The organism is Pontivivens insulae (assembly GCF_900302495.1).
GTDB lineage: Bacteria > Pseudomonadota > Alphaproteobacteria > Rhodobacterales > Rhodobacteraceae > Pontivivens > Pontivivens insulae.
Map to the genome: position 1 here is coordinate 281299 of NZ_OMKW01000004.1, position 15648 is coordinate 296946.

General features: G+C 61.2%; 20 protein-coding genes. 9 read left to right on the top strand and 11 right to left on the bottom strand.

The features are described from left to right. Positions 1-21: 21 nt before the first annotated feature. Positions 22-1239, top strand: coding sequence for an alginate lyase family protein (locus POI8812_RS15465; protein ID WP_108783505.1), 1218 nt, complete (start codon positions 22-24; stop codon positions 1237-1239). Here POI8812_RS15465 and POI8812_RS15470 read toward each other — a convergent pair. Further along, positions 1236-2102 (bottom strand): DMT family transporter, encoded by an 867-nt coding sequence (locus tag POI8812_RS15470; protein ID WP_108783506.1) that lies wholly within the window; start codon positions 2100-2102, stop codon positions 1236-1238. The genes POI8812_RS15465 and POI8812_RS15470 overlap by 4 nt on opposite strands. Positions 2103-2138: 36 nt before the next feature. Between POI8812_RS15470 and POI8812_RS15475 the strand changes: the two genes are divergently transcribed. Genes POI8812_RS15475 through POI8812_RS15490 form a run of 4 tightly spaced genes read left to right on the top strand, consistent with a single transcriptional unit; the run spans position 2139 to position 3914 of the window. After that, positions 2139-2807: an RluA family pseudouridine synthase gene (locus tag POI8812_RS15475; RefSeq protein ID WP_181377208.1), complete on the top strand. Its 669-nt coding sequence runs from the start codon at positions 2139-2141 to the stop codon at positions 2805-2807. A 14-nt stretch (positions 2808-2821) separates the two neighbouring features. Further along, positions 2822-3322 (top strand): aggregation factor core, encoded by a 501-nt coding sequence (locus POI8812_RS15480; protein WP_108783507.1) that lies wholly within the window; start codon positions 2822-2824, stop codon positions 3320-3322. Between the two features lie 50 nt (positions 3323-3372). Then, on the top strand, positions 3373-3531 hold the full coding sequence (locus POI8812_RS15485; protein ID WP_108783508.1) for a YqaE/Pmp3 family membrane protein: 159 nt from the start codon (positions 3373-3375) through the stop codon (positions 3529-3531). A gap of 5 nt (positions 3532-3536) precedes the next feature. Beyond that, on the top strand, positions 3537-3914 hold the full coding sequence (locus POI8812_RS15490; RefSeq protein ID WP_170142240.1) for a DUF4112 domain-containing protein: 378 nt from the start codon (positions 3537-3539) through the stop codon (positions 3912-3914). 11 nt (positions 3915-3925) lie between these two features. On the opposite strand, the gene POI8812_RS15495 is transcribed toward POI8812_RS15490, so the two are convergent. The 3 genes from POI8812_RS15495 to POI8812_RS15505 form a co-directional block, all read right to left on the bottom strand. Next, entirely contained in the window at positions 3926-4213 is a 288-nt protein-coding gene (locus POI8812_RS15495; protein WP_108783510.1) for a hypothetical protein, read from the bottom strand. A gap of 108 nt (positions 4214-4321) precedes the next feature. Then, a complete protein-coding gene (gene pnp / locus POI8812_RS15500; RefSeq protein WP_108783511.1) occupies positions 4322-6445 on the bottom strand; it encodes a polyribonucleotide nucleotidyltransferase in 2124 nt (707 codons plus the stop codon). A gap of 226 nt (positions 6446-6671) precedes the next feature. After that, positions 6672-7166, bottom strand: coding sequence for a hypothetical protein (locus POI8812_RS15505; RefSeq protein WP_108783512.1), 495 nt, complete (start codon positions 7164-7166; stop codon positions 6672-6674). A 515-nt stretch (positions 7167-7681) separates the two neighbouring features. On the opposite strand from POI8812_RS15505, the gene POI8812_RS15510 reads away from it, so the two are divergent. From POI8812_RS15510 to POI8812_RS15520, 3 genes are all read left to right on the top strand, one after another. Next, positions 7682-7957, top strand: coding sequence for a PepSY domain-containing protein (locus tag POI8812_RS15510; RefSeq protein ID WP_108783513.1), 276 nt, complete (start codon positions 7682-7684; stop codon positions 7955-7957). Positions 7958-8018: 61 nt separating this feature from the next. Then, positions 8019-8525, top strand: a complete 507-nt coding sequence (locus tag POI8812_RS15515; RefSeq protein ID WP_108783514.1) for a helix-turn-helix transcriptional regulator — start codon at positions 8019-8021, stop codon at positions 8523-8525. Between the two features lie 66 nt (positions 8526-8591). Further along, positions 8592-9845: a ferredoxin reductase family protein gene (locus POI8812_RS15520; RefSeq protein WP_162844982.1), complete on the top strand. Its 1254-nt coding sequence runs from the start codon at positions 8592-8594 to the stop codon at positions 9843-9845. A gap of 69 nt (positions 9846-9914) precedes the next feature. On the opposite strand, the gene rpsO is transcribed toward POI8812_RS15520, so the two are convergent. The 6 genes from rpsO to rbfA form a co-directional block, all read right to left on the bottom strand. Continuing rightward, positions 9915-10184, bottom strand: coding sequence for a 30S ribosomal protein S15 (gene rpsO, locus POI8812_RS15525; RefSeq protein ID WP_108783516.1), 270 nt, complete (start codon positions 10182-10184; stop codon positions 9915-9917). Between the two features lie 157 nt (positions 10185-10341). After that, positions 10342-11199, bottom strand: a complete 858-nt coding sequence (locus POI8812_RS15530) for a DMT family transporter (protein WP_162844983.1) — start codon at positions 11197-11199, stop codon at positions 10342-10344. Beyond that, on the bottom strand, positions 11196-11705 hold the full coding sequence (locus POI8812_RS15535) for a DUF1643 domain-containing protein (protein WP_108783518.1): 510 nt from the start codon (positions 11703-11705) through the stop codon (positions 11196-11198). Before POI8812_RS15535 ends, POI8812_RS15530 begins: the two co-directional genes overlap by 4 nt. A 49-nt stretch (positions 11706-11754) precedes the next feature. Beyond that, a complete protein-coding gene (gene truB / locus POI8812_RS15540; RefSeq protein ID WP_108783519.1) occupies positions 11755-12657 on the bottom strand; it encodes a tRNA pseudouridine(55) synthase TruB in 903 nt (300 codons plus the stop codon). A 23-nt stretch (positions 12658-12680) separates the two neighbouring features. Then, positions 12681-14105 (bottom strand): sulfotransferase family 2 domain-containing protein, encoded by a 1425-nt coding sequence (locus POI8812_RS15545; protein WP_108783520.1) that lies wholly within the window; start codon positions 14103-14105, stop codon positions 12681-12683. 50 nt (positions 14106-14155) lie between these two features. Continuing rightward, positions 14156-14560: a 30S ribosome-binding factor RbfA gene (gene rbfA, locus POI8812_RS15550; RefSeq protein ID WP_108783784.1), complete on the bottom strand. Its 405-nt coding sequence runs from the start codon at positions 14558-14560 to the stop codon at positions 14156-14158. Positions 14561-14673: 113 nt separating this feature from the next. On the opposite strand from rbfA, the gene dapB reads away from it, so the two are divergent. After that, positions 14674-15477, top strand: a complete 804-nt coding sequence (gene dapB / locus POI8812_RS15555) for a 4-hydroxy-tetrahydrodipicolinate reductase (protein WP_108783785.1) — start codon at positions 14674-14676, stop codon at positions 15475-15477. On the opposite strand, the gene POI8812_RS17735 is transcribed toward dapB, so the two are convergent. Further along, complete coding sequence (locus POI8812_RS17735) at positions 15474-15635, bottom strand: hypothetical protein (protein ID WP_162844984.1); 162 nt, start codon at positions 15633-15635, stop codon at positions 15474-15476. The two genes, dapB and POI8812_RS17735, sit on opposite strands and share 4 nt — an antisense overlap. Between the last annotated feature and the right edge of the window lie 13 nt (positions 15636-15648).

A 15648-nucleotide genomic window follows, 5' to 3' on the forward strand; every position in this document is an offset into this window, starting at 1 on the left:
AACCCTGAAGGAGGCCGCCCCATGCTCCGACTTGTTCCTGTTTTTGCCATTCTCGCCCTTGCTGCTTGTCAGCCCACCACGTCTGGTCAGGGGGCGGGGAGCAGTGCCACGACCGGCGGGTCCGCGCAGTTTGATTTCACCCCGCCCGAAGATCTGGCAGCACGCCTGCCGCGCATAGGGCGTCTTGGCTCCGTCACGGCCTATGGCAATCGCCTCGCCGCAAATATCAGCCGGAGTGAGGCTGCGAATGTGTGCAGCTGGGTGCGGGGAGAGAACTTTCCCCGACCTCAACAAACGATCGTAACCTATGCCAGTGAGGCGGAGGCCGCTTCCCCAACAGGGGGCAACCGGATGCCTAACGCGGGCAATGACACGTTCCGCCAAGGGGCATTCTATGCGCGGCGCGCGGCGAGTTCCGTGTTGGGTGCCGGTGCAGGCAGTGATGAGGCGCGCATCTTTGCCGACGCGTTGCGGGCAAATGCAAGTGCGGGCGCGGGGCTTGATGCAAGTCGGTTCGAACGCGGCTATAGCTTCACCCCGGATGTCGATGGGATGCTGGAAGATGCGTCTGCCTGGACCTTCTCATACCTTCTTGTTGCAGATGACCTTCCCCTGTCTCCTGCTGAGCGTGCGCAGGTGGAGGGCTGGCTCACCGATCTGACACGCACGTGGAGTGAGGGCAGCAGGTCATGGCGAAACCGCGACGGGTTGCGGGCGCGCTGGCTGAACGGACTGGCGGATGCCTCCTATGCGATGCTGAGCGGGGATGCGGAGCGCTTTGATGCGGCAGCACGTGAAATGCTGGCGGTCATCTCGGCGACACGTCTGGATGGCTCCAGTCGCTTTGGCGCGTCGCGCGGCAATCGTGCGCTCTACTATCAGGGCGTCTCCCTAGATATGGCACTTGAGACGGCGATCTTGCTGGAGGCGGTCGGTGCAGAGGGGCTTGATCTTATCCTGCCCACCGCGCGCCGCATGGCCGGGTTCTATGTCCGCGCATGGCAGGATGATGATGTGATCGCGCCTTATGCGGCGGAGCAGAATGCAGTTGTCACAGGGTCTGACTATCGGGTGCAGGAGCGGGACCGCGTTGTTGGAACGGCAGATCTGATGGTTGCGCTTGCACCCGGTGATCCAGCCATTGCTGCACTGCCGGGTATACGCCGGTCGGTGGTCCCCTGGCCGACGCACTATTCGACCATCTTCAATGCCACCTGTATCGGGGCGGCGCAGCGCTAGCGGACCCGTCGCTCCCGAAACAGGGTGTAGAGGCCCGCGCCGACGATGATCGCGGCTCCGAGACCTGTCAGCGGATCGAAGCTCTCGCGGAAGATGAAGAGCCCGATGAAGGTCGCAAAGACCAGCTGAAAGTAGGCAAATGGCTGGACCGCGCCGGCCTCTGCCGCTTCATAGGTCTTAATCAGCAGCCAATGCCCCCCTGCGCCGGTCAGGCAGAGCAGGCCCATCCAACCCCAATCTGCGGGGGCCATCGGCTGCCAATAGAAGGGGCCGATCAATGTGATGGCGACAGCGCCCGCGATCCCTGTCCAGAAAAAGGATGTGGCCGCCGTGTCGTCCCGCGCCGCCCGACGGGTGAGCAACCCGTAGAGAGCGAACATGAGCGCTGAGAGCAGGGGGACCAATGCGGCCGGTTCAAATACGCGCAAGCCCGGGCGCAGAATGATCAGCACGCCGACAAAGCCGATGGCAATTGCCACCCATCTGCGCCAACCTACACGCTCCCCCAAGACCGGGCCGCTGAGGGCCGCGATCAAAAGGGGGTAGAGTGTGAAGACCGCGTGGCTTTCGATCAGGCCCAGCAATGTGAAGCTGGCGACCATGACGCAAATTTCCGCCACCAGCAGGACACCGCGTCCGATCTGAAGCCAGGGTTGCGAGGTGCGTGCGGTGGCCATGACGCCGCCGGGATGCCGCGCGCTGAGCGCGATCACGAAGGCCGCGAAAAACCAGTAGCGGATCATGACCACCATGATGGTGTTATATTCGGATGCGAGATGCTGACTGATCCCATCCTGCGCTGCAAAGACAAAGGTTGTTGCAATCATCAACCCGATGCCGCGCTTGGTGTCGTTCGATTGCATTTGCCAGCCTCCGGTCCTGCGGCTAGGTGAGGGGCGATGCACATCCACGTCAACATCAAACCACCGCCACTGGAGGACTATCATCCGCCGCAAGGTCCGCTTTGCGTCGTGCATGAAGACGAAGCCCTTTTGCTGGTCGATAAACCCTCTGGCCTGCTTTCAGTGCCGGGCAAAGGCGCACATCTTGCGGATTGTCTTGAGGCACGGGTGCGGGCGGCCTATCCCGAAGCGCTGCTGATACACCGACTTGATATGGACACGTCGGGTCTGATGGTGTTTGCACGCTCCCCGCTGGCGCAGAGGCATCTGAACTGGCAGTTCGAAAAGCGAACTGTGCACAAGCGCTATCAGGCGCTGGTCGAGGGCCGCGTGGCGGGACAGGCCGGGTTTGTCGATCTGCCATTGATCGCGGATTGGCCGAACCGCCCCTTGCAGATGGTGGATTTCGAACGTGGCAAGCCGTCGCTGACACATTGGTCCGTGCTCGACCGGGGGAGGGATTGGACCCGCCTCGATCTGCGGCCAAAAACCGGCAGGTCCCATCAACTGCGGGTTCATTGTCTTGCCATGGGACATCGGATCGTTGGCGATCCATTTTATGGGGGGGACCGGTCAAGTCGCCTGATGCTCCATGCGCACAGTCTCACCCTTCGTCATCCAATTGGAGGAGCTTGGCGTATATTTGAGTGCAAGGTCCCCTTCTGATCCCGGAACACCACATGAAAATCAGCCAAGTTCTTGTTGCTGGAAGCATCCTTTGCGCCACGCCAGGTCTGGCTGACATTGATGTCAACTTCCGCGAAGGGGCCCCAAAGGATCGGTTCACGATTTCTCAAGACGGCACATGTCCGCTTTCCGGCCGCTTGGTGATTGATCTCGGGACGGCGCCCGCTGGTCTGATCTTCGATACCGATGTGCGGGGGGTGGGCTTCGAAGTTGCGCAACCGTTCGAGCTTGTTGAAGGCGGTCAGTATCTGGCAGCAGAGCCAGCACTCCTCGACGGAGACAGCTCCATCGCGCTCGATTTGCTCGATCTGCCAAACGGCGCGCCACTGGTCTTTACGATTGACATCGACAACACCATCGGCGCGCGCGGGATCACGGTGACCGGCTCGGAAATTGCGGGCAGTACAGTTGTGTTCAACGACGGCACGCCAGCGGTCTTCGAGAGCACCGCGCGGGCGTCGGTCGTTGACGCGGAATGCGCAGCCGGAACCTAAACACGCCTGCAATCGTTGATCCGCCGAACTGAAATTTCGGTGAGGACACGATGGATATCGTCAGAATAATTTTTGCAATCCTGCTGCCGCCATTGGGCGTGTTCCTGCAAGTCGGCTTGAAATGGCCGTTCTGGATCAACATCTTGCTGACCATCCTGGGCTACATCCCCGGCATCGTGCATGCCGTGTGGATCATCGCGCGGAGGTAAGGATCGTGGACAATACAGCGCGTCTGAAACGGATCGAATGGCTGGCCGAGATGCTCGACAGCCGCTACCGCATCCCCGGAACCAAGATTCGTTTCGGGTGGGACGGTATCCTGTCCGTGCTGCCTGTTGCGGGTGACACTGTCGCGCTGGGACTGTCCGCCTACCTGATGTACGAGGCGTGGCAAGGTGGTGCGTCGAAAACCACAATGGCGAAGATGGCCGGCAATACCGGAGTGGACTATGTGATCGGTTCCATCCCGGTTATCGGTACGGTGTTTGACATCGCGTTCAAAGCCAACACACGCAACCGGGAACTGTTGCTGACGGAATTGCGGCGCAGAGAAGAGGCACGCTTGAACGAAATAGAGCGAGACGCCGCCTGACGCGCGGACCGTCAGTCCCCGCCGCCCCCATCGCCACCGCCGAAACCGCCACCCCAACCATCGCCGTCGTTTCCGCCAAAGCCGATGCTCCAATCGCGTCGGTCGCCGGTCTTCTTGTTCCACTCGCCGCCTTCCGCGTCCGGATGAGTGCGAGAGAACATTTCAACGCCTCTCGTATCCGTCCAGTACCAGAGCTCACCTTCTTTACGTAAGGACGACCGCATTTTCGCACGTTTTTGGTAGACGACCAGTTTGTAGATAAAGAAAGCGAGTGCTGCGACTATGAAAATATATAGCATCGGTCCTACGTCTCACTGAGGCTCATTCTAAGATCGTGCATCAGAACAGAAAAACAAAGGCCCCGATGTTTCCACCGGGGCCTTCTGCATTCCAATCAGAAAGGAGGATCAGTCCTCTTTCTTGATCTCTTCGCCGGTTTCCTGATCCACGACTTTCATGGACAGGCGGACCTTGCCGCGGTCGTCGAAGCCCATCAGCTTGACCTTCACTTCCTGACCCTCGGACAGGATGTCCTTCGGGTGGCCCACACGCTCATTGGCGAGTTGGGAGACGTGGACGAGGCCGTCCCGCTTGCCAAAGAAGTTCACGAAGGCGCCGAAGTCCATCAGCTTCACGACCTTGCCGGTGTAGATCATGCCCACTTCCGGCTCTGCCACGATGGAATGGATCATCGCGCGGGCCTTCTCGATCGCCTCACCGTTCGGGGATGCGATCTTGATGGTGCCTTCGTCGTTGATGTCGACCTTGGCACCGGACTCTTCGACGATGGAGCGGATGACTTTACCGCCGGAGCCGATCACTTCACGGATCTTGTCGGTCGGAACCTGCATCGTTTCGATGCGCGGCGCGTGGACGGAGAATTCCGCCGCACCGGTCAGGGCCTTGGACATTTCGCCGAGGATGTGCATCCGGCCGTCCTTGGCCTGCGCCAGAGCGGTCTCCATGATCTGGGGCGTGATGCCTGCGACCTTGATGTCCATCTGGAGCGAGGTGATGCCGTTCTCGGTACCTGCAACCTTGAAGTCCATGTCGCCCAGGTGATCCTCGTCACCCAGAATGTCGGTCAGGACCGCGTAGTCGCCATCATCCTCAAGGACGAGGCCCATCGCGACGCCAGCCACAGCGGATTTCAGCGGAACGCCGGCATCCATCATCGACAGCGACCCGCCACAGACCGACGCCATGGAGGAGGAGCCGTTCGACTCCGTGATCTCCGACACCACACGCACCGTGTAGGGGAAATCTGTTGCTGCAGGCAGCACCGCCTGCAGCGCGCGCCATGCCAGCTTACCATGACCAATCTCACGACGGCCCGGGCCCATCATCCGGCCTGCTTCACCGACGGAGTACGGCGGGAAGTTATAGTGCAGCAGGAAGTTGGAGCGGCTCTCGCCATGCAGTGCGTCGATGATCTGCTCATCGTCACCGGTGCCGAGCGTCGTGACCACAAGGCCCTGCGTCTCACCACGCGTGAACAGCGCGGAGCCGTGGGTGCGCGGCAGAAGGCCGGTCTGACAAACGATGTCGCGCACTTCGTCGAGGCGACGGCCATCGATACGGTTGCCGTTCTTGACGACGTCGCCGCGCAGAACACCGGATTCCAGCTTCTTCATCGCGGAGCCAAGGTTGCCGTCTTCCAGCTCTTCCTCGGTCAGCTCTGCCTTGATCGCTTCGCGGGCGGCAGAGATTGCGGCCTGACGCTCCTGCTTGTCGCGGATCGCGAAGGCGGCCTTCATCTGCTCTTCGCCGAGGCCTTTCAGGCGCTCGAACAGGGCAGAGTAATCGGGCGGTGTGAAGTCGAACGGCTCTTTCGCACAGTCTTCCGCGAGGTCGATGATCATGTCGATCACCGGCTGCATTTGAGCGTGGCCGAAGTTCACAGCGCCCAGCATGACCTCTTCCGAGAGCTCATAGGCCTCGGACTCAACCATCATCACGGCGTCCTTGGTGCCTGCAACGACGAGGTCGAGCTGCTGCTCGGGGTTCTCGCGCAGCTTGTGCATGTCATCGACGGACGGGTTCAGCGTGTACTCGCCGTTCGCATAGCCGACGCGCGCACAGCCGATCGGGCCCATGAACGGCGCACCGGAGAGCGTGAGCGCGGCGGAGGCTGCGATCATCGCGACCACATCGGGGTCGTTTTCCAGATCGTGGCTGAGCACGGTGCAGATCACCTGCGTCTCATGCTTGAAGCCCGGCACAAAGAGCGGACGGATCGGACGATCGATCAGGCGGGAGGTCAGCGTCTCTTTCTCGGTCGGACGCGCTTCACGCTTGAAGAAGCCACCGGGGATCTTACCGGCGGCATAGTATTTTTCCTGATAGTGGACCGTCAGCGGGAAGAAGTCGAAGCCCGCCTTGGGCTGCTTCTCAAACACGACGGCAGCCATCACGGAGGTCTCGCCATAGGTGGCGACAACAGCGGCATCGGCCTGACGGGCGATCTTGCCGGTCTCCAGGGTCAGCGTGTCGCCGCCCCATTCGATGGACTTGCGGAATTCGTTAAACATTCTCAGTTCCTTACTGAGGCTCACCCGGCCCTCCGGGCGCCCCTTTGCATACGCGGCCCCATTGCCGCCAACCCCTCATCCTCTTCGCGCGCACCGGGGTCGGAAATGCAGCGTTCCAGATGCGCGCGTGTGTAGCTGATTTTGTGAAGGAGCGGTAGGGGGTGTAGAAATGCAAACCGCGCGCAGAGTACGGCTCTGCGCGCGGTCGAACTGAGCTCTTGTGCTTTTAGCCCCGGCGTTCCATGACCCGGAACATGGCAACCAGCACGATGCCGTAGAGGACGTGGCCGACAAGGGCGACCCAGGTGATGCCGGTGAAGTTGAGGAAGAAGGGCAGGCCAGCAACGCTCGTGATGCCGCCAATGGCGAAGACCCAGAGACCGAAGCCGTAGATTGCGGATGGTACGAACCAGCCCAGTTTGGTGCCGACAACCCGGCTCCAGATCGGGGCGAAGACGAAAAGCCAGCCAACCGGATAGCCGATCAGGCCCACCAGATAGAAGTGCACGAAATAGCCCGCGAAATTGTTGTTGGGCAGGCCGAGCGAGCCGAGCAGGCTGCGCGCGAGACCATGGGGCGACAGGTTGGCAAAGCCAAGCGCCGGGCTGATCACCTGTCCCCAGAGGTCAAAGGCATTGGTCGCCATGAAACCTGCGATGAACATCGCCCCGATCACGGGGATACCGAGTTTTGGAAGCGGGCGGGCGGTGACGAGGGACATGGTGTTTTCCTAACTTGAATGGTGCGTTTCTCGATTGCATCCGAGTTAGGCAGTCTGACTTTCCATGTCCAAACACGTCCCCTGACATACGGTCACGACCGGGCGACAGCATTGAAACATTCCTGCACATCCTATGCGTTGCGAACGCCCCGGTCTCGGCTTTGGCCAATCCATTTCGGGCGCGGTGCTTGCTGATTGATCGGATTTCAAGCGACTCAAACTCAATCGATCCAAGGGCCATTGGAGCACTGCGTGGGCCGCTATTCGCGTGAGCATCTGATGACGCGCTTGTCCATCGCGACCAGGCCGCTTCAGCCGCACGCGCGCCCTCGACGACGCGTAGATTGAGATCCCAATTCCAAGGCGCATTGGGAAAAAGGCGGGGATTTCAGCATAAACCTTCGGCCTAAGCCGGTGCAGATGGGCTGAAAGTCCAATTTCGATACGCCGCGCATCCCGCGAGATCGAGGGAGCCGCATCATTGTGGTGAGAAACGATCTTGAAAGGATGATCACATGACGACTTTGGCCAAATCCGCGCTCTTCGCTGCTCTGTTCGCGCCCGGCATCGCCTTGGCACAGGTGGATATCGGCGACCGGCTCGGCACGACCGAAAATGCCATCCGCGCCTCGCTTCAATCGCAAGGCTACGATGTGCTGGAAGTGGAGCGTGAGGGCGATGAGATCGAGTTCGAGGCTGTGCGGGACGGCACGTATTGGGAAATTGAGGTTTCCGCCGTCACTGGTATGGTCGTTGGGATTGAGCTGGATGAGGATGACGACGCCAGCTGACCGCTGACCGGATGGGGAGCCGTTTTTCATTGCTTCCCCGCTTCATTCGAGGAAGATCGCAATGTCCCGTACCACGATCCTCTGGTCGCTCTTCGCACTTCAGGCGGCATGCTGTGCCTATTTTCTATACGACATCACGATTGACTTGTTCTGGCCCGCCGCTGCGGGCGCGCTTGTCGAAAGCGATGTGATAGAAGGCGTCGTGACGCTGGCACTGTTTCTGGGCCTCGCGTTCACTGGTAACGAGCTGCGTCAGGTTCAAACCCGCCAGACCGCACTGGAAGAACAGATCAGAGTGGCGTCTGGCGCGTTTGCGGAGGTGCTGGACGCCCGGTTTGCGGAGTGGAAGCTGACCGAGGCAGAGCGTGCCGTCGCCGTATTGGCGATCAAGGGCTATTCCGTCGCTGAAATGGCCGACCTGCGCGATACGCGGCAAGGCACGATCAAGGCGCAATGCGCGGCTGTCTATCGCAAGGCCGATGTGTCGGGCCGGTTGCAGCTTCTCAGCCTCTTCCTCGACGATCTCATGGCGGACACGCTCGTTCCTGCGATGCGGTCCGGATCCTAAGGAAATCTCATGAATCCAATTGGATTGCTCCTCATAGGCGCCTCGGCGCTCCTTCCGGCATGGCAAATGTTCGGCTTCGCTGATCTTGCGGATCATTCGGCATTGGTCTCGCAATATCTGGGCATGCTGGCCTTGGTCCTGATGGCATGGACCCAGATCCTCGCAGCGCGCGTTCCTGGCATGGAGCGGCTGTTTGGTGGGCTCGACCGCATCTATGTTCTTCACAAATGGTCCGGGATCACGGCGCTGCTCGCCCTCGTGATGCACGATCTGATCGATGCTGAGGTCGCTGGGGCGCGCGCCGGCGCCCTGGCGGATCTTGGGGAGGGGTTGGGTGAATTCAGCTATTATGGCCTGCTGGCTTTGACCGCACTCTCGGTGGCGATGGTGGTGCCCTATCATCTTTGGAAATGGACCCATAAGGCGATGGGGGCGATGTTTGCGCTGGGCGCGTTGCACTTTGCCTTGGTGGCGAAACCGTTCGCGATGACAGATCCGGAAGGGGCCTTCACTGGCTTGCTCTGCGTCGCGGGTGTTCTGGCCTATTTCTGGACGCTGATCCCTGACAGGTTGCGCCGTCGCCAAAGCTATGAGATCGCGCAGGTCGAGCGCACGGGGGACGCCGTTGCGGTCACGCTCTCACCCCGGGGTCGCGGTTTGCGTCCGGAACCGGGACAGTTCGGTATCGTCGCCTTTCAACAGGGTGAACCACACCCGTTCAGCATTTCCGGGATTGGCCCGGACGGGCAGGTGCGGATCACGATGAAGGCGCTGGGCGATGATACATCCCGACTGGCAGAGCAGCTGCGAGTCGGTCACACAGTGGCAGTGCAGGGGCCATTTGGACGGTTCCGTCGACGGGGCACCGGACCGCAGGTCTGGATTGCCGGTGGGGTTGGGATCACGCCGTTTGTGACCTGGGCAAAGGCTCTGCCAAAGGGGACAGGTCCAGTGCATCTGATCCATTGTGTCCGCGATGCGTCATGCGCGGCTCACCATGAGGAGCTGACGGCTCTTGCCGCAGAAAAGCCCGAACTCCGCGTCCATCTGGTCGAATCCGGGCGGACCGGTCGTCTGACGGCCGACGGGCTCGCCGCAATTGTTGGACCAGATCTTTCGAGGTCCAGTATCGCATTTTGCGGCCCGACCGGGCTGCGAGAGGCGCTGAGCCGCGATTTGGCTGCGCGGCGGCTGCATTCTGGCCGAATGCAATATGAGGCCTTCGAGTTCCGCACAGGTATCGGCATCGAGGCGATTGCGCAGTGGATCGGACATCGCCTGCTGCAAACGATGCGAAGGTATCGGCTGTTACCGCTCTAGTCCCAGACATGAAAAAAGCCGCCCCGATGTCGGGGCGGCCTTGGATCGTTTCTCAAGTCTGGGCTGCAATTAGCGGCGGATGCCAAGCTTGCCGATCAGATCCTTGTATTTCGCTTCGTCGCGCGCGCGGACATAGTCCAGCAGCTTGCGGCGCTGGGAGACCATTTTCAGAAGACCACGGCGGGAGTGGTTGTCCTTCTTGTGGGTCTTGAAGTGCTCGGTCAGCGTTGTGATGCGGCTGGTGAGAATGGCGATCTGCACGTCGGGCGAACCGGTGTCGCCTTCCTTCGTCGCAAACTGCTTGATGAGCTCTTCTTTTTTCTCAGGCGTAATCGACATCGGGTATCCTTTCCAAATGAAGGGTTTAAAAGACCTCTGGCCGCCGGCCAGCGCCGGGATGTCGTCCAGCGCGGTCGGGAATGACCGAAGGGTCGCGCACCGGTCCCGATCCGCAACCCGCGCCCTATGCCATGATTCCCGTCCGGGGAAAACCCCCTCAACTTCGGCGCAATGCGGCCAGGTTCGACAGCAACAGGGCAATGACAACGATCCCACCTCCGATCAGGGCATTCTGGCCAGGATTTTCACCGATGATCCACCAGACGAGGATCGGCGCGAGTGCGGTCTCCAACAGCAGCATCAGGCTGACCTGAGCGGAGGGGATGAACCGCGCCGCGGTTGTGAGCAACGCAAAACTCAGCGGGGCAATGACTGCGCCTATGACGAACAGAAGCGGCATGTCTCCGGGCAGGGGCATCACAGCCCCACCCATCGCCGCCCCGAAACACAGCGGTAAAACAGTTGCCACCGCAAGACCCGGGATCATCGAACGGTCCCCCGCGCGCCGTGCAAGGGTGAAGCCGATAGCCATGCCTAGCGCACCACCGAGCGCGCAGAGATTGCCGCTCCAATGCGCGATCCCGCCGGGATCTTTGCCGACGGCGATCAATGCAATTCCAATGCCGCAGACCGCCATCGTCGCCAGCACACGCGGCTCCAGCCGTTCGCCCAGCCACCTGCGTGACAGCAGTGCGGCCCACAGCGGCGTTGTTGCCACAATGAACAGCGTATTCGCCACGGTTGTCCAGGCGATCGCCAGATTGAAGCAGATCGCCGCAAATCCCATGGCTGCGGCAAAGGCAGGGCCAAACCAGCCGAGTTCACGCATATCGATCAGCAGGGCTCCGCGCCGGGTCAGACACAGCCAAAGCCACAGGACAAGCCCCTGGTAGAAGGCACGCCAGACCATCAGCACCCAGATTTCGGATTGCACCATCCGAAACAGAACAGTGTCGGGCATCAGGATCAGAATGGCCGCCAGCGCGGTTAGCACGCCACGCGATTGATCGCTCATTCCCATGCTTCCGGCTGCTGTGCATAGGCGATGTAAAGCGGATGCTTTGGATGCCCCGCCTTGCTCAACCCCAAATGCAGCAAGGGTCGATGAGTGTCTCGCAACAGCGCTTCGACGGCCTGTCCGCGATTGAGATATGCACCATGTGTGCCCCACGCGCAGACCGTCGCGTCGGCCCAGTTCGCACCCTCCAGGATCGCGACGTCATTGGCCGAACCACCGACAGGATCTGCGGCGGCCCGCATGACCTTTGGATCGGTCGCGCGAAAGGCGAAGATGTTGGTGACCCGGAACGCCCCATATCCGAGCGTGCGCGCACGCCGCTCGCACCGCTCCACGGTCGGGTCGTTCCTGAACTCATCGGCGGTAGAGGGGTTCAGCATCACGAAATGCAGCTTTCCCCCCGCTGCATCCCAAACGCGGGTCAGGCGATACCGATAGTGCTCACAATCCGAGAACAGTGCTTCGCTTTTGGCACGGTCATCGCTGTTGGTGCGTTGGATCATGATGTGCCTTCGCAAGTTGACGCCGGTGCGTGCACCACTCTGAACCACCTCAGAGATTGAATACCCGGCTTGGGTGAAGTTCCCCGGCCTTGAAGATGCCGATTGCAACGGGCTCTCCATCGAAGCTGGCCCAGACCTCATCGCCATATTCGGCCTGTGCTGCAAGGACCATGCCCGGATTGCCGTTGCGCAGGCGCGCGGCCCCCTCAGCCGTCGCGGGAACCTCATCCAAGTCCTGCAAGCCGACACGTAGCGGGTGAACCTTTGCATCGAGTTCGGGGGTGCGCGCCAATGCTTCGAGTTGGTCCAGCGTTATGCCGTCGCTTGGCTCGAACGGGCCTGACCAGATGCGGCGCAATTGCTTCACGTGTCCAAGGCACCCAAGCGCCTCTCCCAGATCACGCGCGATGGATCTGACATATCCGCCCTTACCGCACACCAGTTCCAGCGTGGCAATGTCGCCCGCCACACCGACCAGATCGAGGCGCTCCACATAGAGTGGGCGCGCGGCAAGTTCCATTTCTTCCCCGCCGCGGGCGCGGGCATAGGCACGCTCCCCATCCACCTTCACAGCGGAGAATTGCGGGGGAACCTGTTCGATGTCGCCAACAAAAGCGGGCAGAGCCGCGCGGATCGCATCTGCATCGGGCCGGGTGTCTGATGTGGCGATCACCTCTCCCTCCGCATCATCGGTATTCGTGGCCGCACCCATGACCATGTCAAAGCGATAGGCTTTCAGCGCGTCAGTGACATAGGGAACCGTCTTCGTGGCCTCGCCCAATGCGATGGCCAGAACGCCGGTAGCCTCGGGGTCCAGCGTGCCCGCATGACCGGCTTTTTTGGCGTCCAACGCCCATCTGACCTTGTTGACCACACTGGTCGAGGTGATGCCCGCAGGCTTGTCGATGATCAGCCAACCGCTGATCGCCCGTCCTTTTTTGCGTCGTGCCATGCCGTGTCCGTCTGTCGCGCGGCTCAGGCACCCTCCGCCTGCAACCGCTCGTAAAGCTCAAAGTCAGCGCGATACAGGTTGCGCACCACCTCGGCAAGCTCTGGTGTCAGGGCTTCGCGCCACATCTCCAACCTAGCATCCTGTGCCGCACTCATGGGCAGCCCCCCGGCATTGACCGGGTCAGCGCCGCAGACAGGTCGCATACCCTTGTCCAACGCGGCCTGCACATAAGGCTGCTGCGGGTCCAAGCCATGACGTGCGAGCAGGCCGGGCAGCTTGCGGATGATGCCGACAAAGGACGCAACCGCACCCAGGATCTGCTCAGGCGTTTGCGGCTCCAGCGGCCATTGCCCGCCCTGCTGCGACCTCCGCCGCGCACGGCCATAGCGGTTGATATGCATCTTCCCATCAGAGCCGAGCGTCATTGTGGCCTCAAGGAAACGATCCACAGGATCGCGCACCAGCACCACGCCGCGCGCGGAGAGGGAGCCATTTGCAAAGTCCTGAACTGTGCCGTCCAGCCGCTCAATCCCGCTGAGCATCGCGCCGGTAACAGGGCGCGGTTCTACACCGGCTGTAACCAGAACCCGATGATGTCCGATCAGCGGTACGGGTGCGGCTGGGTGTGGTGTCATCTCGGGCGCAAAGGGCGCCCAGCGGGCGCGGGCCTTCTCGTAATTGACCCAATCCTGCCCATAGACGGTGTGGATATGCCCGATCAGCGCGTCATCCAGAATGCTGGCAGCCGCGATGGGCGGCCTGCTGACGTTACGCTCCGTCACAGCGGCCATCTGCTCGGCTATATTCGGCAGGACCGGGCCGACAAGCTTGGGCAATTGCCAGTCTAATCCGTCGAGCGTCAGGCATTGCACAGGAAATCCACGGCCCCGGCGCAGGCGGGACGTCTGGCGCCGCCAATGATAGTTCAGCCCAAGCTCGGTTTGCCCGGCCAGGTTCTGTTCCAGCCATCCGATGAAGTTGCGAGCGTTCTGTTGGTGGATTTCAACGTCGCCGTCTTCGGCGGGCGCGATGACACCGCGCGCCATCAGATGTTCGCGCACTTGAGGAAAGCTGGTCGGTCCGGTGCCCGCGATCTTGTCGAAATAGAGGGACGTGAACCGCGCAACCGGATCGCGCAGGACGGTAAAGCAGTATGGGCTCTCGCTCACGGCATCGAGGTCACCGGCAGCAACCCGGGCCAGCGCCGTGTTTTCCTCATGGATATGAACACCAGACGGATGATCCTCCCCATGATCGAGCCGGTAGAGCAGATGCTTTACAAAAGTACATCCGCATTTGGTGATGGAGAGATAGTAGATCGGCGCGGTATCGCAGGTGTAGAAGAGGTTGTCCGCACGAGGTTCAGGAGCAGGTCCACCCCGCTTGTCAGCGTCGCGGCTGCGGCGCGCGCGCGCCATCTTTGCCCGAACGGTCGACAATAGGGACATCACATAGCGTCTCCGGCGAACTTTCTTGCGCCCGGAAACCCGTGCGCGGCCTAGTCTTCTTCGCCCCCAAGGTCGCGCCGCACTTCCTCGCTGTCAAGCAAACGGCGTGTTTCATCCATTTGATCGAAACTGACATCGGGACGAAAGCGCAGATCGGGGGAGAATTTTAGTGTCATGGACTTTGTGACCGCCCGGCGCAACTCGCCCTTGTTGCGGGCAAGTGCCTTGATCACAGATTGCACATCTCCGCCCCCCAGGGGCATCACAAAGGCCGTCGCGTGTTTAAGGTCCGGACTCATTCGCACCTCACCAACCGTGACAGAGGTATTTGCCAGGTCGGGGTCGTGAATGTCGCCACGCATCAGGACATCGGACAACGCCCGGCGCACCAACTCGCCAACCCTGAGTTGCCGTTGAGACGGGCCTGCGCCCTCATGAAAGGTTCGTTTTGCCATGGCGCGCATGTCGGGCAGAGTCCGTCCGCTGTCAAGGTCACTTGCGAAATTGAGTGATTGTCGCGGGGGTCGCGACCACGCTATGTGAGGCAAATTCAGGCAAGGAGGCTGCGATGATTGACGTGACGGTGACCGGTGTATCGGGACGTATGGGCCGCCAGCTTGCCAAGGCGGTTGAAGAAAACGACCGCACCCGCCTCGTGGGCGCAACTGTGATTGAGGGCGATCCGTGGGCCGGGCAGCGCATGCGCGATGTTTTGGACCTTGAAACGGACATTGTGGTCGAGGTCGACCCTCTGGAGGCGATTGCAAGGTCAGACGCGATCATCGACTTTACCGCTCCGCAGGCAACACATGATCACGCGACACTTGCGGCACAGGCGGGGGCTGCGCATGTGATCGGAACCACGGGGCTGGAGGCGGACACGCTTGCCCATCTCAGCCGGTGCGCGGTCCACACCAAGATCGTGCGTGCAGGCAATTTCAGCCTCGGCGTCAATCTGCTCACGGTCCTGACCCGCAAGGTTGCTGCGGCCCTCGGCCCGGAATTTGATATCGAGATTGTCGAGATGCACCACAGGCACAAGGTCGACGCCCCATCGGGCACGGCTCTGATGCTGGGCGAAGCCGCGGCGGAGGGGCGCGGCATCGACCTCGCCGCCCACACCGAAAGCGGTCGCCACGGCCTGACCGGCGCGCGCGAAGAGGGCGCGATTGGCTTTGCAGCCTTGCGCGGCGGTGCCGTAATCGGGGAACACTCCGCGATTTTCGCGAGCACCGGGGAGCGGATCACGCTGGGCCACATCGCAGAAGATCGCATGCTGTTCGCACGCGGCGCGGTGACTGCAGCGATCTGGGCACACGCGCAAAAGCCTGGCGAGTACGACATGATCGACGTGCTGGGCCTGCGCGACTAAACGGCCAGAGCCGCCTTCAAATAAGGCAGCACCGCAGCCGCGGCGATCCCGACAACGGCACCAATGGCCAGCCGAGACATTGGCTTGCCAAATGCGGGGCTGGCAAAGCTCAGTACCCCGCAGATGATCGCATAGAAGGTAAGTGCTATGATATCCATGCGGGCATCATAG

Excerpts from the sequence above, each read along its gene's own strand:
- POI8812_RS15465 (WP_108783505.1), top strand. The coding sequence starts at position 22 with ATGCTCCGACTTGTTCCTGTTTTTGCCATTCTCGCCCTTGCTGCTTGT.
- POI8812_RS15470 (WP_108783506.1), bottom strand. The coding sequence starts at position 2,102 with ATGCAATCGAACGACACCAAGCGCGGCATCGGGTTGATGATTGCAACA.
- POI8812_RS15475 (WP_181377208.1), top strand. The coding sequence starts at position 2,139 with ATGCACATCCACGTCAACATCAAACCACCGCCACTGGAGGACTATCAT.
- POI8812_RS15480 (WP_108783507.1), top strand. The coding sequence starts at position 2,822 with ATGAAAATCAGCCAAGTTCTTGTTGCTGGAAGCATCCTTTGCGCCACG.
- POI8812_RS15485 (WP_108783508.1), top strand. The coding sequence starts at position 3,373 with ATGGATATCGTCAGAATAATTTTTGCAATCCTGCTGCCGCCATTGGGC.
- POI8812_RS15495 (WP_108783510.1), bottom strand. The coding sequence starts at position 4,213 with ATGCTATATATTTTCATAGTCGCAGCACTCGCTTTCTTTATCTACAAA.
- pnp (WP_108783511.1), bottom strand. The coding sequence starts at position 6,445 with ATGTTTAACGAATTCCGCAAGTCCATCGAATGGGGCGGCGACACGCTG.
- POI8812_RS15505 (WP_108783512.1), bottom strand. The coding sequence starts at position 7,166 with ATGTCCCTCGTCACCGCCCGCCCGCTTCCAAAACTCGGTATCCCCGTG.
- POI8812_RS15510 (WP_108783513.1), top strand. The coding sequence starts at position 7,682 with ATGACGACTTTGGCCAAATCCGCGCTCTTCGCTGCTCTGTTCGCGCCC.
- POI8812_RS15515 (WP_108783514.1), top strand. The coding sequence starts at position 8,019 with ATGTCCCGTACCACGATCCTCTGGTCGCTCTTCGCACTTCAGGCGGCA.
- POI8812_RS15520 (WP_162844982.1), top strand. The coding sequence starts at position 8,592 with ATGTTCGGCTTCGCTGATCTTGCGGATCATTCGGCATTGGTCTCGCAA.
- rpsO (WP_108783516.1), bottom strand. The coding sequence starts at position 10,184 with ATGTCGATTACGCCTGAGAAAAAAGAAGAGCTCATCAAGCAGTTTGCG.
- POI8812_RS15530 (WP_162844983.1), bottom strand. The coding sequence starts at position 11,199 with ATGAGCGATCAATCGCGTGGCGTGCTAACCGCGCTGGCGGCCATTCTG.
- POI8812_RS15535 (WP_108783518.1), bottom strand. The coding sequence starts at position 11,705 with ATGATCCAACGCACCAACAGCGATGACCGTGCCAAAAGCGAAGCACTG.
- truB (WP_108783519.1), bottom strand. The coding sequence starts at position 12,657 with ATGGCACGACGCAAAAAAGGACGGGCGATCAGCGGTTGGCTGATCATC.
- POI8812_RS15545 (WP_108783520.1), bottom strand. The coding sequence starts at position 14,105 with ATGTCCCTATTGTCGACCGTTCGGGCAAAGATGGCGCGCGCGCGCCGC.
- rbfA (WP_108783784.1), bottom strand. The coding sequence starts at position 14,560 with ATGGCAAAACGAACCTTTCATGAGGGCGCAGGCCCGTCTCAACGGCAA.
- dapB (WP_108783785.1), top strand. The coding sequence starts at position 14,674 with ATGATTGACGTGACGGTGACCGGTGTATCGGGACGTATGGGCCGCCAG.
- POI8812_RS17735 (WP_162844984.1), bottom strand. The coding sequence starts at position 15,635 with ATGGATATCATAGCACTTACCTTCTATGCGATCATCTGCGGGGTACTG.